The organism is Brevundimonas sp. LM2 (assembly GCF_002002865.1).
Taxonomy (GTDB): domain Bacteria; phylum Pseudomonadota; class Alphaproteobacteria; order Caulobacterales; family Caulobacteraceae; genus Brevundimonas.
The window spans coordinates 2,001,479-2,026,571 of record NZ_CP019508.1; the positions used below are offsets into that span (position 1 = coordinate 2,001,479).

The 25,093-nt window shown below is 68.5% G+C and carries 25 protein-coding genes and 1 tRNA gene; 10 read left to right on the forward strand and 16 right to left on the reverse strand.

Going from position 1 to position 25,093, the window contains the following annotated elements; translation table 11 throughout:
• Positions 1-9: 9 nt before the first annotated feature.
• The 4 genes from pelA to BZG35_RS09790 form a co-directional block, all read right to left on the reverse strand.
• Entirely contained in the window at positions 10-1,071 is a 1,062-nt protein-coding gene (pelA, locus tag BZG35_RS09775; RefSeq protein WP_077355478.1) for a pectate lyase, read from the reverse strand.
• On the reverse strand, positions 1,068-2,702 hold the full coding sequence (locus BZG35_RS09780; RefSeq protein WP_077355479.1) for a family 43 glycosylhydrolase: 1,635 nt from the start codon (positions 2,700-2,702) through the stop codon (positions 1,068-1,070). Before BZG35_RS09780 ends, pelA begins: the two co-directional genes overlap by 4 nt.
• Before the next feature lie 89 nt (positions 2,703-2,791).
• Positions 2,792-6,256 (reverse strand): TonB-dependent receptor domain-containing protein, encoded by a 3,465-nt coding sequence (locus tag BZG35_RS09785; RefSeq protein ID WP_077355480.1) that lies wholly within the window; start codon positions 6,254-6,256, stop codon positions 2,792-2,794.
• A 292-nt stretch (positions 6,257-6,548) separates the two neighbouring features.
• Positions 6,549-6,638: transfer RNA gene (locus BZG35_RS09790), tRNA-Ser, on the reverse strand.
• A 70-nt stretch (positions 6,639-6,708) separates the two neighbouring features.
• Between BZG35_RS09790 and BZG35_RS09795 the strand changes: the two genes are divergently transcribed.
• Genes BZG35_RS09795 through BZG35_RS09820 form a run of 6 tightly spaced genes read left to right on the forward strand, consistent with a single transcriptional unit; the run spans position 6,709 to position 11,007 of the window.
• A complete protein-coding gene (locus BZG35_RS09795) occupies positions 6,709-7,527 on the forward strand; it encodes a septal ring lytic transglycosylase RlpA family protein (protein ID WP_077355481.1) in 819 nt (272 codons plus the stop codon).
• Between the two features lie 48 nt (positions 7,528-7,575).
• A complete protein-coding gene (gene tmk, locus BZG35_RS09800) occupies positions 7,576-8,202 on the forward strand; it encodes a dTMP kinase (protein ID WP_077355482.1) in 627 nt (208 codons plus the stop codon).
• On the forward strand, positions 8,199-9,179 hold the full coding sequence (locus BZG35_RS09805) for a DNA polymerase III subunit delta' (RefSeq protein ID WP_077355483.1): 981 nt from the start codon (positions 8,199-8,201) through the stop codon (positions 9,177-9,179). Before tmk ends, BZG35_RS09805 begins: the two co-directional genes overlap by 4 nt.
• Before the next feature lie 7 nt (positions 9,180-9,186).
• Positions 9,187-9,972, forward strand: a complete 786-nt coding sequence (locus BZG35_RS09810) for a TatD family hydrolase (protein WP_077355484.1) — start codon at positions 9,187-9,189, stop codon at positions 9,970-9,972.
• Positions 9,969-10,772 (forward strand): MBL fold metallo-hydrolase, encoded by an 804-nt coding sequence (locus tag BZG35_RS09815; RefSeq protein WP_077355485.1) that lies wholly within the window; start codon positions 9,969-9,971, stop codon positions 10,770-10,772. The genes BZG35_RS09810 and BZG35_RS09815 overlap by 4 nt, the downstream gene beginning before the upstream one ends.
• Before the next feature lie 52 nt (positions 10,773-10,824).
• On the forward strand, positions 10,825-11,007 hold the full coding sequence (locus tag BZG35_RS09820) for a DUF3606 domain-containing protein (RefSeq protein ID WP_077355486.1): 183 nt from the start codon (positions 10,825-10,827) through the stop codon (positions 11,005-11,007).
• A 10-nt stretch (positions 11,008-11,017) separates the two neighbouring features.
• Here BZG35_RS09820 and lpdA read toward each other — a convergent pair whose 3' ends face one another.
• The 11 genes from lpdA to BZG35_RS09875 form a co-directional block, all read right to left on the reverse strand.
• Complete coding sequence (lpdA, locus tag BZG35_RS09825) at positions 11,018-12,424, reverse strand: dihydrolipoyl dehydrogenase (RefSeq protein WP_077355487.1); 1,407 nt, start codon at positions 12,422-12,424, stop codon at positions 11,018-11,020.
• A gap of 1 nt (position 12,425) precedes the next feature.
• Positions 12,426-12,905, reverse strand: a complete 480-nt coding sequence (locus BZG35_RS09830; RefSeq protein ID WP_077355488.1) for a glutathione peroxidase — start codon at positions 12,903-12,905, stop codon at positions 12,426-12,428.
• Between the two features lie 10 nt (positions 12,906-12,915).
• Positions 12,916-14,262: a pyruvate dehydrogenase complex dihydrolipoamide acetyltransferase gene (locus BZG35_RS09835; protein WP_077355489.1), complete on the reverse strand. Its 1,347-nt coding sequence runs from the start codon at positions 14,260-14,262 to the stop codon at positions 12,916-12,918.
• Complete coding sequence (locus BZG35_RS09840) at positions 14,259-14,561, reverse strand: DUF5076 domain-containing protein (protein ID WP_077355490.1); 303 nt, start codon at positions 14,559-14,561, stop codon at positions 14,259-14,261. The genes BZG35_RS09835 and BZG35_RS09840 overlap by 4 nt, the downstream gene beginning before the upstream one ends.
• Positions 14,558-15,952 carry a pyruvate dehydrogenase complex E1 component subunit beta gene (locus BZG35_RS09845; protein ID WP_077355491.1) on the reverse strand — a complete coding sequence of 465 codons (1,395 nt, stop codon included), beginning with the start codon at positions 15,950-15,952 and terminating at the stop codon, positions 14,558-14,560. Before BZG35_RS09845 ends, BZG35_RS09840 begins: the two co-directional genes overlap by 4 nt.
• Positions 15,949-17,013 carry a pyruvate dehydrogenase (acetyl-transferring) E1 component subunit alpha gene (gene pdhA, locus BZG35_RS09850; protein ID WP_077355492.1) on the reverse strand — a complete coding sequence of 355 codons (1,065 nt, stop codon included), beginning with the start codon at positions 17,011-17,013 and terminating at the stop codon, positions 15,949-15,951. Before pdhA ends, BZG35_RS09845 begins: the two co-directional genes overlap by 4 nt.
• A 127-nt stretch (positions 17,014-17,140) precedes the next feature.
• Entirely contained in the window at positions 17,141-17,458 is a 318-nt protein-coding gene (locus tag BZG35_RS09855; protein WP_150126126.1) for a septum formation initiator family protein, read from the reverse strand.
• Positions 17,459-17,595: 137 nt separating this feature from the next.
• Positions 17,596-19,797: a DNA topoisomerase IV subunit A gene (parC, locus tag BZG35_RS09860; RefSeq protein ID WP_077355494.1), complete on the reverse strand. Its 2,202-nt coding sequence runs from the start codon at positions 19,795-19,797 to the stop codon at positions 17,596-17,598.
• A 93-nt stretch (positions 19,798-19,890) separates the two neighbouring features.
• Positions 19,891-20,622, reverse strand: a complete 732-nt coding sequence (gene recO, locus BZG35_RS09865) for a DNA repair protein RecO (protein WP_077355495.1) — start codon at positions 20,620-20,622, stop codon at positions 19,891-19,893.
• Entirely contained in the window at positions 20,622-21,116 is a 495-nt protein-coding gene (locus tag BZG35_RS09870; RefSeq protein WP_077355496.1) for a nuclear transport factor 2 family protein, read from the reverse strand. Before BZG35_RS09870 ends, recO begins: the two co-directional genes overlap by 1 nt.
• 139 nt (positions 21,117-21,255) lie before the next feature.
• The gene (locus BZG35_RS09875; RefSeq protein WP_077355497.1) at positions 21,256-21,867 is read right to left on the reverse strand and encodes a flavodoxin family protein; all 612 of its coding nucleotides are present in this window, start codon (positions 21,865-21,867) and stop codon (positions 21,256-21,258) included.
• A gap of 132 nt (positions 21,868-21,999) precedes the next feature.
• Here BZG35_RS09875 and BZG35_RS09880 point away from each other — a divergent pair, with 132 nt between their 5' ends.
• From BZG35_RS09880 to BZG35_RS09895, 4 genes are read left to right on the forward strand one after another with little or no spacing between them, the layout of a single operon-like run.
• Positions 22,000-22,347 carry a helix-turn-helix transcriptional regulator gene (locus tag BZG35_RS09880; protein ID WP_077355498.1) on the forward strand — a complete coding sequence of 116 codons (348 nt, stop codon included), beginning with the start codon at positions 22,000-22,002 and terminating at the stop codon, positions 22,345-22,347.
• Positions 22,331-22,831, forward strand: coding sequence for an SRPBCC family protein (locus BZG35_RS09885; protein WP_077355499.1), 501 nt, complete (start codon positions 22,331-22,333; stop codon positions 22,829-22,831). The genes BZG35_RS09880 and BZG35_RS09885 overlap by 17 nt, the downstream gene beginning before the upstream one ends.
• Positions 22,832-22,839: 8 nt before the next feature.
• Positions 22,840-23,334 (forward strand): SRPBCC domain-containing protein, encoded by a 495-nt coding sequence (locus BZG35_RS09890; protein ID WP_077355500.1) that lies wholly within the window; start codon positions 22,840-22,842, stop codon positions 23,332-23,334.
• 14 nt (positions 23,335-23,348) lie between these two features.
• A complete protein-coding gene (locus BZG35_RS09895; RefSeq protein WP_077355501.1) occupies positions 23,349-23,807 on the forward strand; it encodes a VOC family protein in 459 nt (152 codons plus the stop codon).
• Between the two features lie 19 nt (positions 23,808-23,826).
• On the opposite strand, the gene BZG35_RS09900 is transcribed toward BZG35_RS09895, so the two are convergent.
• Positions 23,827-25,065, reverse strand: a complete 1,239-nt coding sequence (locus tag BZG35_RS09900; protein WP_077355502.1) for a serine hydrolase — start codon at positions 25,063-25,065, stop codon at positions 23,827-23,829.
• Between the last annotated feature and the right edge of the window lie 28 nt (positions 25,066-25,093).

The window sequence follows — 25,093 nt, forward strand, 5'->3', positions numbered from 1 at the left end:
GTCTGCGCGTCAGCTCCGGCCGACGCGGGCGCGCCAGGCGGGGTAGTCGACCGCGATCAGCCGGGCACCCCAGTCGCCGTAGTAGTTGTAGCCGACCCGGCGCTCGCGTTCGATCTCGGCGAAGTCATACCGCACGACGGAGTCCCGGCCCATGAAGATGGGACGGTTGGTCTCCAGCTCATAGAAGCGCGCCCACAGGGGGCCCGCGGCGGGATCCGCCACGACGCGCCGGTCCGGCAGGCCGTCCGCCCCGGGCGCGTTGTCGATCCTCAGATGGGGAATGGCGGTCTGCCGATACCAGGCCACGGCGCCTTCGATCGCGGCTACGACCTCGGGATCGGGATCGGGAATGGCCATCAGGAAGCGGACCAGGCCGGCGCTCTCGTTGCCCGACAGCGACGGCGGTTCGAACCGGCGGGCCCAGGCGGGGGCCAGGGTGACCTCGTCATGCTGGGCGCACCAGACGGTCGGAGCACCGTTCTGGACGATCTGGGTCTTCAGGATCAGCTCGGTTCCGCGCGCTACGGCCTCGGCGGCCCGGGCCTTCCGCGCGGGATCGACGAAGGCGTAATGCGCACCGTCGCTTGAGATCGTGCGCAGCAGGGTCAGCACACGCGCCATGGCGTCGTCATTGTAGGTGATGCGGTCGTAGTAGCCCCCGCGCCGGGGATAGAACTGCGGGAAGCCCCCATTGGGCGACTGGGAGGCCAGCAGATAGTCGAGCGCCTTCAGGAAGGCCGCGCGATAGGCCGCCGTCTCGGTCTCGCCCCGCGCCTCGATCACCCGGGCCAGGAACTGCATGGGCAGGGTGGTGCCGTCGTTGTCGATGGTGTTGGCCACATCGGCGTCCAGCGGCCCGGTCGGCGGCGCGGCGAGGTCGGTGTTCTTGGGAAACCCCCCCTCGGCCGACTGATACAGGATCACGCTGTCGGCGATGGCCGAGGCCTCCGGCGTGGCGTACCAGCCGGTGTCCTGCTTCAGGATCCGGCTGTTCCACTCCGTCTGGGCCAGGGCACACGAGGCGAGCAGCGAAAGCGCTGCGCCCAGCACAAGCGATCTCAGGCGGGTCATGCGGGCGTCCTCGAAGCGGGCAGGGCGGTGTAGCGCAGGTTTCGGAAGCGGGCCTCGCCGGTGCCTGCCGAGTAGAGGCCGGGCCGCAGCATCATGAAGCCGCCGCGCACATTGTGATGATAGCCCGAGACCTCCATCTGGCGGTCGAACTTGGTCCAGGTCTGGCCGTCCGCCGAGTGGTGGAAGGTGACGATGTGGTTGTCGTTGGTCAGGCGCAGATGCATGCGCCGCCCATGGGGATGGCCTGGCCGGCCGCGCTCCAGTCCGTACTGGTGGGTGACGAAGCGGGAGCCATCGAAACCCAGGCCGGCATAAAGGGCGTTGTCGTAGAACAGCAGGACGCCGGCCGTGGTGCCTTCGTCGATCTCGACTTCGACCTCGAAGCAATAGGCGTGTTCGCCCTGGACGAAAGTCAGGGGCGAGCAGTCCTTAGGCGAGGTGCCCTTGGCGGCCATGTGCAGCACGCCGTCGCGGCGCCGGAACCGGCCGCTGTCGCTGGCGTCCGGATTGTAGAAGCTCCACTGGATGCCGAACTTGTCGGTGCTGAAGTCGTCCGACAGGGCCATGCCGTGCGGCTGGTCCGCGATTTCGGCGGGCTTAGCGGCCGGTTCTGACAGATCGCCGCCCGCGGCCTGGGGCCAGTCGTCGGCACCCCAGACGATGCGGTCCAGCAGCGTCTGGCGGCCCAGGGTCCAGAAGGCGTTCTCATAGCCGTGGTAGACCGTCCACCAATCTCCGGTCGGGCCCTCGATGAAGGTCGCATGGCCGCGCGACCACCATTTCTCGCGGCGGTCGGTGGTGCGGACGATGGGGTTGCGCGGATGATCCTCCCAGGGGCCGAAGACGGACTTCGCGCGGGCCACGATGACCATGTGGCCGGTGGGGGGACCGGCGGTGCCGCCGACGGCGGTGATCATGTAGAACCAGTCGCCGCGCCGCATGACCTTGGGGCCCTCGGGCGAGAACCCCTCGACGTCCCAGTCGGCCGGATAGCGCCAGGGGTCGTAAACGTGGCGCACCGCGCCCACGGTAGACAACCCGTCGTCGGCCAGCTGGATCATGTCGCCGCCGCTGAGGAACAGATAGCGTTTGCCGTCCTCGCCCACGACATGGCCGGGGTCGATGTGATCGGGCAGCTTCAGGTCGATGGGCGCGCTCCAGGGCCCCTCGATCCGATCGGCATGGATGACGTAGCTGGAGCGGTATTCGGGAAACCGGGCCGGGATGTAGACGAAATAGCGCCCGTCGTGCTTGCACAGCTCCGGGGCCCAGACCGAGCCGATGTTCTGGGTCAGGGCGGCCACGACCGGCGTCCAGTTGACCAGATCCACCGAGCGCCAGATGACGATGCCCGGGACCGACTCGAACGACGAGAAGGTCATGTAGTAGGTGTCGCCGTCCTTCAGGATCGACGGGTCGGGCCGGTCGCCCGCCATGATCGGGTTCAGATAGCTACCGTCGCCGAGATCGGCCCGACGCTGGCCTTCGATCCCGGTGCCCCACGTCATGGCGCTCCAGTCGCCCGTGGCGCGCCCGGTGCAGGCGGGTGCCGTCTGGGCGACGCTGGCGGCCGGCGGGACCGTCACGCCCAACGCCGCCAGTCCGAAAGCGCCGCGTCGTGTCAGTTTCATGGGGATGTCCTTGACTGGATACAGGGGCCGGCCGGGAAGAGGCCGGAGCATCGGTGAGATGCGCCGGCTCCTCGAGCCGTCGGATCGGCCTAGAAGACGGCGCGGGCGCCGACGAAGAACTGGCGTCCGGTCGAGCCGTAGTTGGTGGTCACCCGGTCGTCGGCGTACCCCCAGCGGTTGGTCGTCTGGTTCGTCAGGTTCAGGGCCTCGGCCGTCAGGGTGACGATCTCGGTCAGTTTGTAGGTGACCGAGGCGTCCACGTTCAGCGTCTTCTCGCTGCCCAGGAAGTCGTTGACCAGGGGCGAGTCCGAGAAGCCCGGATCGGTGGTGCCCGAGGCGATCGGATACTGGGTCACATAGTCGGCGCGGTAGGCGGCCGAGACCCGCGCCGAGAATTTCGGCACCTCATAGAAGACGGTCACGTTGAACGCGTCCGGCGAGGCCCCGGTGAACGGGCCCACGCCCGTGACCAGCGGAGCCGGCGTCAGGATGTAGTTCAGCTCGGATTCCAGGTGGGTGTAGTTGGCCTGGACGCCCAGGTTCTCGAAATACCAGGGCAGGAAGGTCAGGTTCTGCTGATAGTTGACCTCCACGCCGCGGATGTAGCCACCCGGCGCATCGCGGAACTGGCGGATGCCGAACGGCTTGTCGGCATTGATGTAGTCGACCTGGTTCTGCGCCTGGGCCCGCGCCGCGGCGGTCAGGGTGGTGTCCGCCGCCAGGGCCTCGAACTCGGCCCGCAGCTCGGCGATCGCGGAACTGTCCAGGATCGAAGACAGGGTGCCTTCGCCGACCAGGGTCTGCGGGAAGGACTCGACCTCCTTGTCGAAGATCGCGACCGAGAACAGGGCGTCGGGCTGGAAATACCATTCCACGCTCAGATCATAGTTGGTGGCGGTGAAGGGCGACAGCTGCGGGTTGCCGATGGTGATGGACCCGCCGCTCGTGGCGCCCAGTCCGTTCGGAACCGAGAAGGCCGTGACGCTGGGAGCCAGGTTGCCGAGCAGCGGACGCGCCATGACCTTGGCCACGCCCAGGCGGATGATCACGTCGTCGGTGATCTCATAGGCCAGGTTCATCGACGGCAGGGTGTTGTCGTAGTCATTGCCAGCGCTGATCGCGCGACCCCGGTTGGTGAAGCCGTTGGAGTCCACGACCGTGTTGGCCTGGCGCACGCCGATGTTGCCGCGCAGGTCGCGACCGAAGACGGGGACATTGAAGTCCGCCTGCAGGAAATAGGCCTCGTCCGTTTCGGTGATCTCGAACGTCTGGGCAAAGTTGAACTTCTCCGAGATGCGCCAGTCGTTCCACTTGTTGACGCAGTTGCACTCGAAATCGAACAGGTCGCGGAAGGCGTCCAGGTCCGGCGCGTAGAAGCTGGTCGGCGTCCCTTCCGGCAGCTCCAGCCCCTGGCCGAAGCTGCGCAGGGTCCCGACCTGATCGATCGTGGTCCCGGCTTCGCGCAGGCTGGGGTTCAGGGTTTCGCGCGCCGACTCCCGCTGCAGGGCGGTGGTGAAGAAGGTGTAGCGCTTGCGCTGGTAGCCCGCCTTGAGCGTCAGGTACTCGCTGGCGTCCCAGGCGAAGTCGACATTGCCGCCTTCGTAGTGGTTGTCGACGGTCCGCTCGAAATAGCGGATGGCGGAGAAACCCTTGACCACGTCCCAGTTGGCCGGATTGGCCACGTCGAAGCCGAAATCCAGCGACGGCATGTCGCCGCCGCCGCGCGCGTCATAGACGAAATAGCCGTCGCCCGCCGTCCCCGAGCCCGAGTTCAGGCGCGTGAACTCGACCAGCGAGCCTTGCGACTTGTTGACCGAGCGGCTTTCGCCATAGACGGCCTGCATCCGCAGCGTGTCGCTGAATTCGTGCTGCAGGTTCAGCGTGCCCTGCTGGAAGAAGGTGGTGTAGCGGGCCTCGTCCGCGGCGGAGCGCATGTCGACATTGCCGACGACCAGATAGTCGGCGTTGGCCCCGGTCGGGCTCAGGGCCGCGTCGATCAGGCGGACCGAAGGCCGCCCGATCAGGGCGTTGCGCACGGCCAGGCCGTTCGGTTCGAGCACGTAACCGACCGAGGCCCGGTTGTTGTAATAGTCGAACGGCTCGAGATTGTTCGGGTTGAAGCTGAAGCCCGACGCACCGGCGGCCAGGGGGACAGGCGTGTTGCCGTAGATCTGCTGGCCGCAGTCGATGCCCGCCACGATGGCGGTCTCGGCGCGGGCGTTGCAGGAGGCATACAGCGCCCGCCGCTGGGCCGGTGTCCCCACGCCCGTCGCATTCGACAGCTGGAAGGTGGCCTGGTTGGCCGTGCCCTGGGTGTTGTTCCGGTTCAGCCCGACCGGGACGATCTGATAGTTGGTCGAGATCTGGTCCAGCTGGGAATAGACGCCGTCGAAGCTGAGCGTCGTGCGCTCGGTCGGCCGCCACTGGGCCGAGAAGGTCAGGCCGGTGCGCTCCTGATGCAGGTCCTGCTGGTTCAGGGTCGGAAGCGCAGGGATGCGGACCAGGGAACCGGGCGCGATCGTGGTTCCCGCCGCCGTGCCGGTCGCGGCGTTGTTTCGCAGCGTCGAGCCGATCGGGCTGTTGATCAGCGCATAGGCGGCCGCGTTCGAGCCCCGAAGCGCGTCGCAGTAGGAGGTGTTGGTGATGTTGACGCCCGGGATGACGCCAACGATGCCCGGCAGCGTGCCGTTGCAGTTCGTGTTGGTCGGCGCGGCGAAGCCCTGGCGGGTCTGGATCTCCCGGCCGGCCGCGAGGTTCGGCGTGCCGGCGAAGGTGGCCTGGCGATAGGTATAGTCCGACTGGCCGGCCTGGCGCTGATAGCTGTCGATCGTCTGGTCGCGCGTATTGAAGGCGGCCGAGGCCAGGAGGCCGAAGTCGCCCAGGCCGTCGACGGTCCAGCGGTTCGACGCCAGGGCCGCGACGCGCGGATTGTGGGTCTCGCCGTTCTCGTAATAGGCGTCCTGGGCCGAGAAGGCGAAGCGACGGTCGGAATAGTCGAGCGGGCGGCCGGTCTGCAGATCGACCGTGGCGCCCAGCGACCCCTCTTCGGTCTCGGCCGAGGCGGTCTTCTGCACCTTCAGCGAGTTGAACAGCTCGGACGCGAACGTATTGAAGTCGAAGCCGCGGCTGCGGTTGGGGCTGTCACCGGCGATGGAGGCGCCGGCGGTCGAGAGGGCTTCCACGCCGTTCAGGCGGACCCGGGTGAAGTCGCTGCCCAGGCCGCGGACGGTGATGGTGCGTCCTTCGCCGTTGTCCCGATCGATCGAGACGCCCGGCAGGCGCTGCAGCGATTCGGCCAGGTTGGCGTCGGGGAAGTCGGCGATGTCCTCGGCATTGATCGCATCGACCATGACGTTGGCGGTGCGCTTGGTGGCCAGGGCGCTGCGCAGCGCGCCACGAATGCCGGTGACGACGACCTCGTCCACCTCGCTGGCGTCGTCCTGCGGCGCGGACGCCGGGGCGGACTGAGCCCAGCCGGGTCCGGCGGACAGGGTGCCCACCAGCAGGGCCGTGGCCGAAACGCACTGCAGGGCGCGCACGCGGAACGTGGTCATGTCTCATCTCCTCCCAAGTTTGCCTGACCCTCTGTGGGGCCTGAGCAGAATTCGCCGTTTGCCGGCCATGCCAGTAAGACGGTGGCTGACACCGGTGTCAAGGCGGTTTCGCGGCGCTCGGTGGAAGGCTCGCTATCGAAGGATGTTGGGTGCCGTCCCGAGGGGGCGGGTCGCGAGGGCCGACGCGCCGTCGCCAGTGGGGAAGGACCGGCGACGTCCCGGTCGATCCCATGCCGCGTTCCCAGTCTCGATGAGTAGGCGGAGGTGAGGTCAGCAATCCAATCGACGCGGCTGGCGGACAGGGTGGGATTCGAACCCACGGTAGGCTTTCACCTACGGCGGTTTTCAAGACCGCTGCCTTAAACCCCTCGGCCACCTGTCCGTGCGGACGGACGCTTAGCAGCGGAAGCGGCGTTAACCAAAACGGAAATCGTCTCGCCGATCCTGCCGCCATGATCGCCCGTCCTTCTCTCTGCCGAATCGTGCGGCTGTGTCTGATCGCCGGCGCGGTGTCGCTGGTCGCAGCCTGCGCCAGCTCCGGCGCGCCCGGCCGCCCGGGGCGCGGAGCCCTGCCGGTCGTGACCGATCCGGCCCCGATCGTGTCCGGCACCATGCGGCCCTATCAGGTCCGCGGGCGCTGGTACCGGCCCGAGGAGCAGCCCACCTATGACGCGGTCGGAATGGCGTCCTGGTATGGGGCCCAGTTCGACGGGCGGCCCACCGCGACGGGCGAGCGCTTCGACATGCGGGCCCTGACCGCGGCGCACAAGACCCTGCCGCTGCCCGGTCTGGTGGAGGTCACCAACATGGCCAATGGGCGCCGCGTGGTCGTTCGCATCAACGACCGCGGCCCGTTCTCCGACGACCGGATCATCGATCTGTCGCGCGGCGCGGCCGAGGCCCTGGATCTGATCCAGCGGGGCGTCGGCGAGGTGCGGGTGCGCTACCTCGGCCGCGCGCCCCGGCTGGGCGGCGGAACGGTGCTTCAGTATGCCCAGGCCGAACGGCCGGCGCCCGTCGCGCCGGTCCCGCGCGCCCCCGCGCCCGCGGCGGCCGACTACTGGATCGAGGTCGCCGCCTATCCCGCCCAGACCGAGGCGCGGGCGACGGCCGGTCGGCTGGGGCAGGCGGCGCGGGTCCAGGCCGCGACCGACAACTCCATGTTCCGCGTCCTGCTGGGGCCGTGGCCGGACGCCAATGCGGCGGAACAGGCTCGGCAGGGCGTCTTGGCGCGCGGATTCGCCGACGCCCTGTTGATATCGGCGCGATAGGGCGACAGCGCCCTTGGCCCGGGCGGCCGGGTTCGTCATGGTGCGGCCGTGGCACGCGGTCGGTTCATCACATTCGAAGGCGGGGAGGGGACCGGCAAGTCGACCCAGGTCGGCCGGCTGGTCGATCGCCTGAAGGCGGCCGGGATCGACGTGGTGCGCACCCGCGAGCCGGGCGGCTCGCCCGGGGGCGAGGCCATACGGGCCCTGGTCGTCTCGGGAACCTCCGACCGCTGGTCCGCGCGGACCGAATTGCTGCTGATGTTCGCGGCGCGCTCCGACCATCTGGAACGGACCATCCGGCCCGCCCTCGCGGCCGGCCAGTGGGTCGTTTGCGACCGGTTCGCCGATTCGAGCCGGGCCTATCAGGGGGCCGCCGGGGGCGCGGCGGCCGATTTCGTCGAGGCGCTCGATCGGCACGTGGTCGGCGAGGACCAGCCCGACCTGACCCTGGTGTTCGATCTGCCGGCGGACATCGGCCTGGCCAGGGCGCTAAGCCGGGCGGGGGGCGAGACCCGGTTCGAGTCCAAGGGGCTGGCCTTCCACGACGCGCTGCGGGCGGGATTCCGCGCGATCGCCGAGGGCCATCCCGACCGGTGCCGGCTGATCGACGCGGCGGGCCCGATCGAAGCCGTCGAGGCCCGGGTCTGGGTCGCCGTCGAGGCGCTGCTGCCGTGACGACCGCGCCCAAGGATCGCTACGACCTGGTTCCAGCGCCGGCGGCCGAGCGGGCCTTTCTCGACGCGTTCGATCGCGGCCGGCTGCATCACGCCTGGCTGCTGTGCGGGCCGGAAGGGCTGGGCAAGGCGACCTTCGCCTATCGCGCGGCCCGGCGCCTGCTGGGGGCCCGGCCCGACGACACGCGGGGCCCGCTGGGCGCATCGCCCAACGATCCCGTCAGCCAGCTGATCGCCGCCCAGTCCCATCCGGATCTGCTGGTGCTGGAACGCCTGTCCGAAGGCGGCAAGGTCAAGAAATCGATCTCGGTCGACCAGGCCCGCGACCTGCCGGAGTTCTTCTCCAAGAGCCCGTCCCAGGCCGACTACCGGGTCGCCATCATCGATTCCGCCGACGACCTGAATCCCAATGCGGCCAATGCCTTGCTGAAGATTCTTGAGGAGCCGCCGGAGCGGGGCGTACTGTTGCTGGTCACCCACGCGCCGGGTCGGCTGCTGGCCACCATCCGGTCGCGATGCCGCCGCCTGACCTTCGCGCCCTGGACCGATCAGGCTGTCGCCACCCTGATCGGGCGGCAGACGGATCTGGAGCCGGACGAGGCCCTTCGGATCGCGGGCATGGCGCGGGGCTCGCCCGGGGCCGCTCTGGCCCTGGCGTCCGAGGCCAACCTCGCCCTCGACCTTCTGGCCCGCCGATGGGTCGAGGAACCCGGCCTGGACCGGGCCGAGCAGATGGCCATGTCCGACACCTTCCGGGGTGGCGAAGGACCGGCGCGGTTCGAGGCCCTGATGGACCGGCTGAGCGCGGCGGTGAAGGCGCGATCGCTGGGCGCCTCCGACGGCGCGGCCTGGGCCGATCTGTGGACCCGGCTCAGCGACCTGCCGGACCGGACCGCCGCCATCAATCTGGATCGCGCCGACGTGCTGTCCGGGGCCCTGGCGGACCTGGCGCGGGTCAAGGCTGCGTCCGCCCGATGAGACCGCCGTGCTGATCGACAGCCACGTCAACCTGCACGCCGCCCAGTTCGATGAGGACCGCGAGGCGGTCATCGACCGGGCCCGCGCCGCTGGGGTCGGGATGATGGTCGAGATCTCGGATTCTCTGTCGACCTTCGAGGCGACCCATGCCCTAGCCGTGGCCCATCCGGACATCTGGTGCAGCGTGGGGGCCCATCCGCACGAGGCGCGGCACCATCTGGACATGACCGCCGCCGACCTGATCGAGCGGGCCGGGCGACCCCGCGTGGTCGGGATCGGCGAATGCGGCCTGGACTTCCACTACGATCTCAGCCCCCGCGACCAGCAGGAGGCGGTGTTCCGCACCCATGTCGCGGCGGCGCGCCGGACCGGCCTGCCGCTGGTGGTCCATACGCGCGAGGCTGACGACCGGATGGCCGCGATACTGCGGGAAGAGCAGGGGGAAGGGCCGTTCAAATTCCTCATGCACTGCTACACCAGCGGCGCGGAACTGGCTGAACAGGCGACGAAAATGGGGGCCTGGTTCTCGATCTCCGGGATCGCCACCTTCAAGGCGGCCGAGGATGTGCGCGCCGTCATCCGCGCCATGCCGGCGGACCGGATCATCGTCGAGACCGACTGCCCCTATCTGGCCCCCGTGCCGCATCGTGGCCGCCGCAACGAGCCCGCCTATGTCGGCCATGTGCTCCAGGCCCTGGCCGACATCCGGGGCTGGTCGCTGGAGGCGGCCGAGGCGCGGACGACCGACGCCTTCTTCGCCCTTTTCGACCGGATTCCGAGGCCGGTCGGATGAGCGGGACGCTGGAGATCACCATCCTGGGGTCCGGATCGTCCGGCGGGGTGCCGCGCGGCGACGGCGACTGGGGCGTCTGCGACCCGGGCGAGCCGAAGAATCTGCGCGGCCGCTGTTCGATGCTGGCGCGGCGGCGAGGGCCCGAGGGCGAGACCGCTGTGCTGATCGACACCTCGCCGGACCTGCGTCAGCAGATGCTGGCGGCCAAGGCGACGCGAGTCGACGCCGTCCTGATCACCCACGACCATGCGGACCAGACCCACGGCATCGACGATCTGCGCGTCTTCGCCCTGCGACGGCGTCAGCGCATCCCCGCCTGGATGGACGCCGCGACCCGGGCCGCCCTGACCCAGCGCTTCGACTATATCTTCGAGACCAAACAGGGCTATCCGGCCATTCTCGAGGCGCAGGATATCCCCGATCACGGCGTTCGCTGGGCGATTGAGGGACCGGGGGGCGCGGTCCCGGTCGTGACTTTCGACCAGGGGCACGGGCCGATCCGGTCGGTCGGATACCGGCTGGGCGGCGTTAGCTATTCCAGCGACGTCGACGCCCTGGACGAAGCGGCGCTGCGCGCCGTGGCCGGTTCGGAGCTGTGGATCCTCGACGCCTTGCGCTGGACGCGCCATCCGACGCACGCCCATGTGGACCAGGCGCTGGAATGGATCGCCGCCGCCGATGTCGGCAAGGCGGTGCTGACGAACCTGCATATCGACCTGGATTACAACGCCTTGCGCGCGCTTGTTCCGGCCCATGTGGAGATCGCGCATGACGGCTGGAACGCGACGGCCTCAATCTAACCCCTCTACGATTTCGCATAATATATCTTAGGCGATAAAAGGAAATGCACCCATGGCCGGTCTCAAGGACAAACGCGGCTTCATCGACAAGGACCGTCTGGACCTCTCCGAGCGTCAGGCCGTCGAATACTGGATGAAGCGCTGGGGCGTGACCCGCGACCAGCTCACCGCCGCCCACCGCAAGGCCGGCCGCATGGTCAAGGACATCGCCGCCGAGCTCGGCAAGAAGCGCTGAGCCGTTCGCCTCAGATGTGGATCACCCGTCCGTAGGCGTCCAGCGAGGCTTCGTGCATGGCTTCGGACATGGTCGGGTGCGGATAGACGATGCCGTGCATCTCCTCCTCCGTCGCCTCCATCGTGATGGCGGTGACATAGCCCTGGATCATCTCGGTGACCTCGGCGCCGATCATGTGCGCTCCGATCAAAGCCCCGGTCTCGGCGTCGAAAATGGTCTTGACGAAGCCGTCGGTGTCGCCCGAGGCGATGGCCTTGCCGTTCACCTTGAAGGGGAAGCGGCCGACCTTGACCGCGCGCCCGTCGGCCTTGGCCCCCGCCTCCGTGACCCCGACCGAGGCGATCTGGGGCTGGGAATAGGTGCAGCCGGCGATCGGGCTGTTCATCTTCGGCGTCTTGAATCCGGCGATGTATTCCGCCGCATGGATGCCCTCGTGCGAGGCCTTGTGCGCCAGCCAGGGCGCGCCGGCGCAGTCGCCGATGGCATACAGGCCCTTCACATTGGTCTGGCAGTGGCCGTCGATCTTGATGTGGCCGCGGTCCAGCTCGACCCCCAGGGCCTCCAGACCGATGCCGTCGGTATTGGCGGTGATGCCGACCGCCGAGATGCAGACCTCGGCCTCCAGGGTCTCGGCCTTGCCGTCGGCCTCGATGGCGACCTGGACGCCTGTGGCGCTCTTGCTGACCTTGGTCACCTTGGCCCCGACGCGGAACTTGAAGCCGCGTTTCTCGAACGATTTCCGCGCAGCGGTGGAGACCTCCTCATCCTCGACGGGAAGAATGCGCGGGAGGGCCTCGACCACGGTGACTTCGACGCCCAGGGCGCGATAGAAGCTGCCGAACTCGATGCCGATGGCCCCCGAGCCGATCACGATCATGGACTTGGGCAGGAATTTCGGGGCCATGGCCTCGCGATACGCCCAGATCCGGTCGCCGTCGGCCTCCAGACCGATCTGCGGCAGGGCCCGCGCCCGCGCCCCGACCGCCAGCATGACTGCCTTGGCCTCGACCGTGCGCGATCCGCCGGCCTTCAGGGCGATGACCACCTTTGGGGCGGCACCGGCCTTCTCGAGCTTCGCCGTGCCTTCGATGACCTCGATCTTGTTCTTCTTCATCAGGAATCCGACGCCCTGATTCAGCTGTTTGGCCACGCCGCGCGAACGGGCGATGATGGCCGGGAAGTCGAAGGCGAACCCCTCCCCCGACAGCCCATACTCTTTGAGGTGCGACAGGGCCTCGAACTTCTCGCCCGACTTCAGCAGGGCCTTGGTCGGGATACAGCCCCAGTTCAGGCAGATCCCGCCCAGCAGTTCGCGCTCGACGATGGCGACCTTCAGCCCCAGCTGGCTGGCGCGGATGGCGGCGACGTAGCCGCCCGGGCCGGAACCGATGACGACGAGATCCAGGGTGTCGGCCATGTCAGATCAGCTTCTCGATATCGGGCACGATGGCCGCGGGTTCGACCTGGGGGGCGTAGCGGGCGACCACCCTGCCCTCCCGGTCGGTCAGGAATTTGGTGAAGTTCCACTTGATGTCCCGGCTGCCCAGGAACCCCTTCTTCTGCTCGGTCAGCCAGGCATAGAGGGGGTGCCGGTCGGGGCCGTTGACCTCGACCTTGTCGAACAGGGGGAAGTCGACGTCATAGGTGGCGCTGCAGAAGTAGGCGATCTCCGACGCCTTGCCGGGCTCCTGGCCGCCGAACTGGTTGCAGGGAAAGCCCAGCACCTCGAACGGCTGGTCGGCGAACTGGCGATGCAGCGCCTCCAGCCCCGCATACTGGCCCGTGAAGCCGCATTTTGAGGCGGTGTTGACGATCAGCAGGGCCTGGCCCCGGAACCGCTCCAGCGGCACCTCGGTCCCGTCGATGCCGGTGGCGGCGAAGTCATAGACCGAGGTCATGGCGTCCGCCTCAGGCCAGCATGGTGACGGGGTCTTCGATCAGCGGCTTGAAGGCCTGCAGGAACCGCGCCCCGGTCGCCCCGTCGACCACGCGGTGATCGCAGGTCAGGGTCACCGTCATCACCGTGGCCACGGCCAGCTGGCCGTTCTTGACCACGGCCCGCTGCTCGCCGGCCCCGACGCTCATGATCGCGCCCTGGGGCTCGTTGATGATCGAGCTGAAGGATTTGATGCCGAACATGCCCAGGTTGGAGACGCTGAAGGTGCCGCCCTGGAACTCCTCGGGCTTCAGCTTCTTGTCGCGGGCGCGCTTGGCCAGATCCTTGGCCTCGACCGCGATCTGCGACAGCGACTTGGTCTCGGCCTTGAACACGATCGGGGTGATCAGGCCGCCGTCGATCGCCACCGCCATCGCCACGTCGGCGTTGTGGTGCATGGCGATGCCCTCGGGCGAATAGCTGGCATTGGCCTCCGGCACGGCCTTCAGGGCCATGGCGGCGGCCTTGATGACGAAGTCGTTGACCGAGACCTTGATGCCCTTGGGCTCCAGCAGGGCGTTGACCCGGGCGCGGGCGGCCAGCAGGGCGTCGATCTCGACGTCGATGAACAGCGGGAAATGCGGCACGTTCTGGATCGCACCGACCATGCGGCGCGCGATCGCCTTGCGCATGCCGTCCAGCGGGATGAGGTCGTAGCTGCCGTCCGGGATGCCCATGTCGGCCAGCGACTGGACCTTGCGGGCCTCGATGCCGGAGGACGGGGCCGTCGCCGGCGCGGCAGCCGGCTTCGCGCCGCCCTTGCCGGCGGCCTCGACGTCGGCCTTGACGATGCGGCCGTGCGGACCGGTGCCCTTGAGCGTGGCCAGATCCAGGCCGGCGGCCTTGGCCAGACGACGCGCCAGGGGCGAGGAGAAGATGCGGGCCTCACCGGACGCCTTCGCCGGGGTCGCGGCGGCGTTCGGCAGCAGGGCGACGGCCGACTTGATCCCGTCCGGCGTGGCGACGGCGTCGCCGCTCTCATGACCCGCGGGCGCGGGCTCGGCCTTGGGGGCCTCGGTCTTGGCCGGCGCGGCGGCCTTCGCCGGTTCCGCCGCCCTGGGCGCGGGGGCGGCCGAGCCGCCCTCCTCCGCCAGACGGGCGATGGGGGTGTTGACCTTCACCCCCTCGGAGCCCTCGGCGACCAGGATGTCGGTGATCTGGCCCTCGTCGACGGCCTCGACCTCCATGGTCGCCTTGTCGGTCTCGATCTCGGCGATCACGTCGCCCGCCTTGACCACGTCGCCGACCTTGACGTGCCATTTGGCCAGCACGCCCTCCTCCATCGTGGGCGACAGGGCGGGCATCAGGATGTCGGTCATTGGGCAGCCCTCTTGAGTGCCGCGGCCTCGCCATTGGCTTGACCCTGGCTCCAGCCGGCCTTCAGGGCCTCCAGCGCGTCGCGATGGGTGACGCCGCCGCGCTGCTCATAGGCGTGGGCGAAATGCCAGCACAGCTCGGCCAGCATCTCGCCCATGGCGCGCGGATCCTCATAGGCCGGACGACACAAAATGGAGGGCCCGTTCGGTCCGATCCAGACGCGGGTCAGTTCCAGCACAGAGCCGTCGGTGGCCGCGGTCGCGATACCGTCGGGTTCGGGCAGGGCATAGGGGTGGCTCATGCCATCACCGCCTTGACCGCCTTGACGATCTTGTCGACGCCGGGCAGCGACAGGATCTCGAGATTGGCGGCATACGGCAGCGGCACGTCCTCCTGGTGCACCCGCAGCGGCGGGGCGTCCAGATAGTCGAAGGCGTGTTCGATGACCCGGGCTACGACCTCGGCCCCGACGCCCATGGGGCCCCAGCCTTCCTCGGCCGAGACCAGGCGGCTGGTCTTCTTGACGCTCTCGACGATGGTCTCGTGATCCAGCGGGCGCAGGGTGCGCAGGTCGATGACCTCGACCGAGATGCCCTCGGCCTCCAGCTGGTCGGCGGCCTGCAGGGCGAAGCCGACCATGCGGGCATGGGCGGTGATGGTCACGTCGGTGCCCTCGCGGCGGACCTTGGCCTTGCCGATGGGGACCAGATAGTCCTCGACCTCGGGCACGTCGAACTCGATGCCGTACATCATCTCGTGCTCGAGGAAGACGACGGGGTTCGGGTCGCGGATCGCGGACTTCAGCAGGCCCTTGGCGTCGGCGGCGTCATAGGGAGCGACGACCTTCAGGCCGGGCACCTGGGCGTACCAGGCGGAATAGTCCTGGCTGTGCTGGGCGCCGACCCGGCTGGCGGCGCCGTTCGGACCGCGGAACACGATGGGGGCCCGGATCTGGCCGCCCGACATGTACAGGGTCTTGGCGGCGGAGTTGATGATGTGGTCGATCGCCTGCATGGCGAAGTTGAAGGTCATGAACTCGACGATCGGCTTCAGACCCGCCATGGCGGCGCCGACGCCCAGGCCGGCGAAGCCGTGCTCGGTGATCGGGGTGTCGACCACGCGGCGGTCGCCGAACTCCTGCAGCAGTTCGCGGCTGACCTTATAGGCCCCCTGGTACTGGGCAACCTCCTCGCCGATCAGGAAGACGGCCTCGTCGCGGCGCATTTCCTCGGCCATGGCGTCGCGCAGGGCGTCGCGCACGGTCGTCTTGACCAGTTTGGCGTCGGCCGGGATCTCGGGGTCGCGGAGCGCCGGTTTCGGGGTCGGGGTGCCGGTCTGGGCCGGGGCCTTCTCGGGCTCGCCGGACTCGGACTCGGCGGCGTCAGGCTTGGCGACCGGGGCCGCGACCGAGGCGGCCTGGGTCGCCGGGGTCGCCGGGGCGGCGGAGGCCCCCGCCTCGCCCGCCAGGCGCGCGATGGGGGTGTTGACCTTCACGCCCTCGGAGCCCTCGGCCACCAGGATCTCGGCGATCTCGCCCTCATCGACAGCCTCGACCTCCATCGTCGCCTTGTCGGTCTCGATCTCGGCGATCACGTCGCCCGCCTTGACCACGTCGCCCGCCTTGACGTGCCATTTGGTCAGATTGCCCTCTTCCATCGTGGGCGACAGCGCCGGCATCAGGATGTCGGTCACTGGGCGTTCTCCAAGACGGGGGTCTCCACTTGCGGGGTCTCGAGATAGACGTCGGTATAGAGCTCGGACGGATCCGGCTCCGGGCTTTCCTGGGCGAACTGGACGGCCTCGGCGACGATCTGCTTGATCTCGGCGTCGATGGCCTTGAGCTCGTCCTCGGTGGCCTTGGCCTGTTCGAGCAGCATCTTGACGTGGTCGATCGGGTCGCGGGTCTTCTTGACCTCGTCGACCTCTTCCTTGGTGCGGTATTTGGCGGGATCGCTCATGGAGTGACCGCGATAGCGATAGGTCTTCACTTCGAGGATGAAGGGGCCGCCGCCCTCGCGGGCCCGTTTGACGGCGCGTTCGACCGCGTCCTTGACCGCCAGGACGTCCATGCCGTCGACCAGTTCGCCGGGGATGCCGAAACTGGCCCCGCGCTGGGCCAGGTCGGTCGTGGAGGATGAGCGCTCGATGCTGGTCCCCATGGCGTACTGGTTGTTCTCGATGATGTAGATGGCCGGCAGCTTCCAAAGCTGGGCCATGTTGAAGCTCTCATAGACCTGGCCCTGATTGGCCGCGCCATCGCCGAAATAGATGAAGGCGACCGAATCGTCGCCCCGGTACTTGCCGGCGAAGGCCAGGCCGGTGCCGAGTGCCACCTGGGCCCCGACGATGCCGTGGCCGCCGTAGAAGCCAGTCGGCACGTCGAACATGTGCATCGACCCGCCCTTGCCCTTGGACGATCCGCCCGAGCGCCCGGTCAGCTCGGCCATGACCTCTTTCGGGTCCATGCCGGCGGCCAGCATGTGGCCGTGGTCGCGGTAGCCGGTGATGATCTTGTCGTGGCCCTGTTTGACGCTGGCCTGAACGCCGACCGCCACGGCCTCCTGGCCGATGTACAGGTGGCAGAAGCCGCCGATCAGACCCATGCCGTACAGCTGGCCCGCCCGCTCCTCGAAGCGGCGGATCAGAACCATCTCGCGATAGTAGGCGAGCAGCTCGTCCTTGGTCGCGGTCGGGGCGTTGGGAACCTTGGCCGGAGCTTTGGAATCCGTGGTCTTTTGGGCGGCTCTCGCCATCCGGCATCTCCCGGGTATGAGCCCCTGGGCGATACGCGCCGCCGGGGCTTCTTCTCGTTACGGAAAGCGGCTGTAGCAGCCTTCGTTCCTGAAAGGCAAAGCACGCCGGGCCGCCTGTAACAAGAGTTCAGGAGGGCGTGATGGACGCAGGCCGGGCCGGGGCCGCAGCGACGCGGATCACATAGTCGCGGGGATCGGAAAAGCCCAGCACGGCGCTGGCGCGCTCTTCCAGCAGATCGCGCGACAGACTGCCCGTGCGAAGATATCGGACGCGGACCTCGAGGTCCGCGCGCTGTTCGGTCAGGGCCGCCAGCTGGGTCTCGCGCTGCACCAGGCGCGCGTCACGCGCCGAGCCGCTCAGCAGGCCGCGCTCCCCGGTCAGGGCCTGCACGCCCAGATAGACGACCAGCAGCAGCAGGAAGGCGGACAGGGAGTAAGGCTTCATCCGTTCGAACACGACGAACGCTCCTTCTGAGCGTGGATACTGTTGAGCCTTGGTAACGGAAAATGCCTAACAAACCCTAGCTTCACCGTAAGATGCGTGCCGCGAATCGCGCACGGGCCTCGCGAACGCGGCCAGGCTCAGCGGAACTTGCGCAGGCCCCTCGGCCCCATTCGCCCCGCCCCGGCCCGACGGCCCAGCCAGTCCTTCCAGTCGGGCCAGTTGCGGCGTCGTCCGCCCCCGTCGACCCATTCCGGCCCATGCGCCCCGTCGAACAGGGCGATGTCGGTCAGACCGCCCTGTTTGAACGCCTGCAGCTTGACGCCCTTGCCGCGGCCCATCTCGGGCAGTTCGTCGGCCTTGAAGATCAGGGTCTTCAGGTTCTCGCCGATGGTGACGACATGGTCGCCGGTGACCCGGAGGACGGCGAGGAGCTCGCCGTTCAGCACCTGTTTGCCGCTCCGCTTCTGGGCCAGCAGATCGTCTTCCGGCGCGATGAATCCATAGCCGGCCTTGGACGCGATCAGCAGTTTCGCGCCCGGCTGATGGGCCAGGACGGCGACGATGCCGGCGCTTTCTTCCAGCTCGACCATCAGGCGCAGCGGCTCGCCATGGCCGCGACCGGAGGCCAGCTTGTCGGCCCCGACGGTGAAGATGCGGCCGTCCGAGGCCGCGACCAGAAGCTTGTCGGTCGTGAAGGCGGGCACCAGGAAGCCGAGGGCGTCCCCCTCCTTGAACTTCAGTTCCGACGGATCCTCGACCTTGCCCTTGACCGCGCGGATCCAGCCGCGCTCCGACAGCACGACCGTGATGGCCTCGCGCGGGATGAAGGCCTCGGCGGGCATGAAGGTAGAGGCGTCGACAGCCTCGGCGATGGTGGTCCGGCGCGGGGAGATCATCACCTTGCGCGTCGCCGCGAGCTCCTGGCCGATCTTCTTCCACTGTTTGGCCGGCGAGGACGACAGCGCCTGCAGCGCCGCGAGTTCGTCGGACAGGGCCTTGTATTCGTTCTCGATGGTGATTTCCTCGATCCGCGCCAGCTGACGCAGGCGGGTGTCGAGGATGAAGTCGGCCTGGACCTCGGACAGGCCGAAGCGGGCGATCAGGACGGCCTTGGGCTGTTCCTCCTCGCGGACGATCCGGATCACCTCGTCGAGGTTGAGGAAGACGATGCGCAGGCCTTCCAGCAGATGCAGTCGCTTCTCGACCCGCTCGATCCGCCACTGCGAGCGCCGGTTCAGCACCTCGCGCCGGTGATCCAGGAAGGCCTGCAGGCAGGCCTTCAGCCCCATGACGCGCGGCGTGCCGGTGGCGTCCAGCACGTTCATGTTGACGGGGAAGCGCACCTCCAGGTCCGACAGCCGGAACAGGCTTTCCATCAGACTGTCGGCGTCGATGTTGCGGGTCTTGGGGTCGATGACGATGCGGATGTCTTCCGCCGACTCGTCGCGGACGTCGCCCAGCAGGGGCGCCTTCTTCTGTTCGATCAGTTCGGCCAGGGCCTCGATCAGCTTGCCCTTCTGGACCTGATAGGGGACCTCGGTGATGACGATCTGGTAGCCGCCGCGCTCCAGCGGCTCCCGCTCCCACCGGGCGCGCAGCCGCACCCCGCCCCGGCCCGTCTCATAGGCGTCGAGGATGGAGGCATGGCCCTCGACCGTGACGCCGCCCGTCGGGAAGTCGGGCCCCGGGACGATCTCGGCCAGCTCCGCCGTCGTCGCCTCGGGTCGGTCCAGCAGCAGCAGGCAGGCGTCGATCAGCTCCCCGACGTTGTGCGGCGGAATCGAAGTCGCCATGCCGACGGCGATGCCCGACGAGCCATTGGCCAGCAGGTTGGGAAACCCGGCCGGCAGGACGACCGGTTCCTCATCCTGATCGTCATAGGTTGGGCGGAAGTCCACGGAATCCTGATCGATTCCGTCCATCAGCAGCACCGAGGCCGCCGTCAGCTTGCACTCGGTGTAGCGCATGGCGGCGGCGTTATCGCCGTCGATGTTGCCGAAATTGCCCTGGCCGTCGACCAAGGGATAGCGCTGGGCGAAGTCCTGGGCCAGGCGCACCAGGGCGTCATAGATCGAGGCGTCGCCGTGCGGGTGATAGCCGCCCATGACCTCGCCCACGACCTTGGCGCATTTGCGCGCCGCGGCCTGGGGGTTCAACCGCATCTGATGCATGGCGTACAGGATGCGCCGGTGCACCGGCTTGAACCCGTCGCGCACGTCCGGCAGGGCCCGGTTGGTGATCGTCGACAGGGCATAGGCCAGGTAGCGGCGCGACAGCGCCTCGCCCATCGGCTCGTCGACGATACGGCCGCCTTCCGGCGGAGGGGTGTGAACGGTCATGGATGTGCGAATCGGCTGGTTTGGGCCCCGAGTCTAGAGGCTTGACCGTGGGAAGGCGCGGGGCGACGTACGACTACGCTTGGCCGCCGGGGTCTAAAGCCGATTATGTTCGCGCAACTGATCGACCATCCAGACGCGCGCCGGCGGGATCGGCCGGTTCTGGGGATGAAAGACGAACTGCTCGAGGAAGTGGCCGGTCAGCGCCAGGCCATCGCCCACGTCCCCGGGGGCCAGACCGGCCTGGGCCCCCAGCATGAAGGGCGGGAGCTTCAGCAGTTTGTCGGCATAGGGGGCGCCGGCGCCGGCGCTGACGGCGCGCCCGGTTCGGGGGCTGACCCAGACCAGGTCGTCCATCGTCCCGCTCACGGCGCAGCGGGACAGGTCGAGACCGAACCCCAGATCATCGAGCAGGCCTGCCTCGAAGCGGATGAAGATCGCCGGCCAGACCTCCGGCAGGACGAAGGCGGCCATCAGCGCATCGAAGGCCAGAAAGGCCCCGGGATGCGGCTCGCGCTCCGGCAGGGCTCCCTGGGCCACGGCGGCGGCGGCGGCCAGGCCGGCCAGCGCCAGGCCGTCGTCGAAGAGGGCGCTGGGCCCCTCCCCCACCGGCTCCAGCCGGGCCGAGCCCAGATGGTCGGAGGTGCGCGCGCGGTAGTCGGCGATGACCCGGGCCCCGGCCTGGAGGAAGGGCTTCATCCGGCGCGACGCCCCGCCGGCCACATAGGCGGCATGCCGGCCGTGGGTCTCGGTCAGAAGGTCGACGACGACGCCGGTGTCGCCGTGGGATCGCGCCGACAGAACGAAGGCTTCCTCGTGGAACTCCATCAGGGCGTGGGGACCGCAGCGACCGCCTCGGCCTTGGCCTCATACGTCGCGATGATGCGCGCGAGCGGACTGGCCAGATCGTTCGGCACCGCGAGGCTGAGGACGTACTGCTCGATCTTCCAGCCGCCGTCCGTCAGGCGCATGACGCCGGACCCGCGCGTGCGCCCATAGGTCTCGTTGGTCAGCTTTTCTTCGAACCAGGCGATGCAGCGGCAGTCGATCGGGGCGAGGGTGATGGTCCGGGCCGTGGCCGGATAGGACCAGCCCTGGCCCGTGTCGAAATACGGCTTGGCGAAGGCGCGCAGTTGCTCGACGGTCCAGTGCTCCCCGGCGTCGGTGCCGACGAACCGGGCCTCGGGGGTGTAGAGGGCGAAATAGGCCTCGGTATCGGCGGCCGCCGAGGCGGCGTTCAGCCGATCGAGCACGGCGGCGATTTCGCTCTCCGGCGTCGCGGCCGCCTGCAGCGACGCGGCCATCATGATTGCAGCGAACATGCATCCCTCCCCTTGGTGGTCGCCCCGGACAGGCTCCGGTGCGACGGGCACGGCCACCCTGGCGACCGGGCCCACTCGTGGGTCTATCGCGTCACCCGGACGACCGCCATCTCCCTTCCGTCGGGGCCCCGACGGCTCGCTATTCGCCGCTCTCGGGCACTGGATAGGTCTCCGGCGTGATAGCCTTGGCCAGGGCCAGCAGATTCCGGGCGGCGTTGCGGCCGACGCGGTCGGAATAGTCGTGCCCCTGATCGGTCTCGGTATAGTCCGGCCCCGGTCCCGGGCCGAGGTGCCAGTAGGTCCAGCTCTGCCCCGGGATGGTGAAGCCCATGTCGATCAGGCCCTGACACACGGTTCCGACGATGTGGTGGGCCCCGTCCTCGTTGCCGGTGACGACCACGCCGGCGACCTTGCCGAAGGCGACGGGCCGGCCGCTGTCGTCGGTGTCGCCGAACCAGGCGTCCATCCGCTCCAGCGCGCGCATGCAGACGCTGGACTGCTGGCCTAGCCAGATGGGGGTGGCGATGATCACGATGTTGGCCGCCTTCAGCTTGGCGTTCACCGCCGGCCACTCGTCGCCCTCGCCCATGTCGTTCTCGACGCCCGGGCGAATGTTGAGGTCGACCAGCCGAATGGTCTCCACCTGGGCGCCGCCCTGCTCCAGCTCCTCAACCAGGACCTGGGCGAGAGCCTCGGTGGAGGAGGTTTCGGGGGACGGCTTGAGGGTGCAGTTCAGGACGACGGCGCGCATGGGGGTCTCCGACGGGTTGGTCCAGCCAAACGACCGAGCGCGAGCCACGTTCCGGCTTTGTATTTAACCGCAGGGTTGACAGCACGTCGGAGGGCTGGCATTTAACCGATCAGTTCAACACGAAGCGGCCCGATGCAACCCGACCCTCTCTCCGCCAAGTTCGCCGCCCTGGCCGACCCGACCCGTCGGGCGATCCTGGCGCGGCTGGCCGAGGGCGAGGCCAGCGTGAACGATCTGGCCGCGCCGTTCGACATGAGCCTGCCTGCCGTGTCGAAGCATCTGAAAGTGCTGGAGAAGGCCGGTCTGATCTCGCGCGGTCGCGAGGCCCAATGGCGGCCCGCCCGGCTGGAGCCGATGGCGCTGAAGGGCGTCGCGGACTGGCTCGAACACTACCGCCGGTACTGGGATTCCAGCTTCGACCGTCTCGAGACCTATTTGAAGAAAATCCAGAAGGGAGACCCCAATGGCCCACGAAACTGACAACCCCTGCCATACGCCCGGTGAGGCGAACGGCTTCGACCTGACGCTGAAGCGCCATTTCGACGCGCCCCCGGAAAAGGTCTGGCAGGCGTGGATCACGCCCGATCTCCTGAAACGGTGGTTCTGCCCCAAGCCCTGGTTCGTCTCGGAGGCCGTCATCGACCCTCGTCCGGGCGGCGTCTTCAACACCGTGATGAACGGCCCCGACGGCGAGGTCATGCCGAATTCGGGCATCATCCTGGCCATCGAGCCGAACCGCAGGCTGGTGACGACCGACGCCTTCACCCCTGACTGGCGACCGACCGGGGTCCCCTTCATGGTCGCCGAGGTTACCCTGACGCCGACCGCCGACGGCGGCACCGACTATGTCGCCGTGGCCCGGCACTGGAACGCCGAAACGATGAAACAGCACGAGCAGATGGGCTTCGAGGCCGGCTGGAACGCCGCCGCCGATCAGCTGGCCGATCTGCTCAAGACGCTGTGAGCGCGCCGATGTCGATGACCGAAGCCCGCCTGCCCGACCTGCCGACGCTCCTGCCGCATCGGCTGGAGATGGAGCGCATCTTCGATGCGCCGAGGGAGCTGGTCTGGATGGCCTTGACCCGGCCGGAGATGCGCGTCCAGTGGATCGGCCCGGTCGAGTGGCCGATGCTGTCCGGCACCAACGACCTGCGGGTCGGCGGCCTGTGGCGCGCCTGTCTGGGCTCGGCCACGACCGACGAGGTGCTGTGGCAGGGGGGCATGTACCGCGAGGTGGTCGCCCCCCAGCGGCTGGTCTTCACCTTCCGATGGGACGAGAGCCACGAGGACGGCCCGCCGGCCGACACCCTGGTCACCATCGACCTGCACGCCCTCCCCGACGGTCGGACCCGCATGGTCTTCGTCCACGAGGGCCTGAAATCCGAACGCAGCCTGGAGGGGCATACCCACGGCTGGACCTCGACCTTCGGCCGGCTCGACGGCTGGCTGCAAAACCGGACATTTTGAAAGGGAGACCGAAGATGAAGATCGTGACCAGCCTCAGCTTTCCCGGCACCTGCCGCGAGGCGTTCGATTTCTATGCCCGGGCCCTCGGCGGCCGCATCACGACCACCCTTACCTATGGCGAGGCCCCGCCCGAAATGCCGGTGCCGGATCAGATCCGGGACTGGCTGATGCACTGCTGGCTGGAGGTCGGCGATCAGGCCCTGATGGGGTCCGACATGCACCCCGACTACACCCCCGACATGCACAGGCCCAAAGACGGGTTCGACGTGACCTTGCATGCAGCGGACGTGGACGAGGGGCGACGTCTGTTCGAGGCCCTGGCCGACGGCGGCGAGGTCCGCATGCCCTTCGCCGAAAGCTTCTGGTCGCCCGGTTTCGGGGGCCTGACGGACCGCTTCGGCGTGCCCTGGATGGTCAATGTCGTCGCGGGCCCCGACTGGAAACCGGCGCACGAGAGAGCCTCGGAAGCCTGACGACCCGACCGGGGGCTAGCTAGCGTTCGAGCCCGGTCGGAAAATCCTTCCCGAGCGCCTCAGCCATGGCCTGCTGAGAGATCAGCAGGACCTGCTGCTGCTGGTGGTAGTTGTTCGACAGCACGATGACCGCCACGCGGGCATCCGGCTGCCAGGTCACCAGGTTGCGGAACCCCGACCAGCTGCCGGTGTGGTAGATCTGCAGGTCCTCGAAGGCGGGCGAGACCCGCTGGCCCAGACGGTTGGACATCAGCCCGTACCCCCACAGCCGATGCGGCCGCCCGCCCCGCTCGTTGGGCTGATCCACCGGCGAGTGATCCGCGACCATCTGGGCATAGCTGTAGGGGGTCAGGACCTGTCCCCCGTGCAGGGCGCGCTCCCACACCAGCATGTCGTCCAACGTCGAGTACAAGGCCCCCGCCCCCACCACGATCGAGACGTTCGGCTGGCGCTGCGCCGTCAGGCCTGCAGGGAAGTTGGCGTGGCCGGTGATGATGTCCTGACTGGCGTCGGTCTCCAGCCCGGTGTCGGCCATGCCGAGCGGCTTGAAGAAAGCCGTCTGCAGATAGTCCCCGAACGCCATGCCGCTGGCCTTCTCGACCACGGCGGCCGCCAGGTTGAAGCCGGCGTTGTTGTAGCGGAGCTTGCTGCCGGGCGCGAAGGCCAAGCGGAAGGCCTTGGAGTCCTCGGTCAGCTGGTCGAGCGTCGCCGGGGTCACGCGACGACTGCCCCAGGCCGGGCGCGCCATCAGATCGGGAATACCCGAGGTGTGCGACAGCAGATGGCTGAGACGGAGAGATTGCCAGGCCGCCGGACAGGGCTGGATCCATTGGCAGACCGGATCACCGATGGTGAGCTTGCCGTCGTCCTGCAGCTTCAGGATCGCGGCGGCGGTGAACTGTTTCGATACCGAGGCGAGGCGGAAGCGCGAGTCGATCCGGGTCGGGTCGCCGGTGGCGACGTCGGCGGGGCCGTAGGCCTGGCGGAACAGGACCTGATCGCCGCGCGCGACCAGGACCGCTCCCATGAAGCGGCCGGCGTCGGCCTCGCGGCGCAGGCGGGTGGCGAGCTGCGGCAGGGCCTCGACCACCTCGACCGTCGGGCGCGGTGGCAAAGGGGCCTCGCGCGACGACGCGGTGGGCAGGGCCCGGGTGGTCAGGCCGGCGGCCAGACCGGCCCCGCCGATCAGGACGACGGCGGCGATCAGGCCGAGGGTCAGTCGGGGATGCCCCCCCGAGTTACGCGGTACATGAAACATGGGCCTTGGTAGCGACTCCGCGCGATTC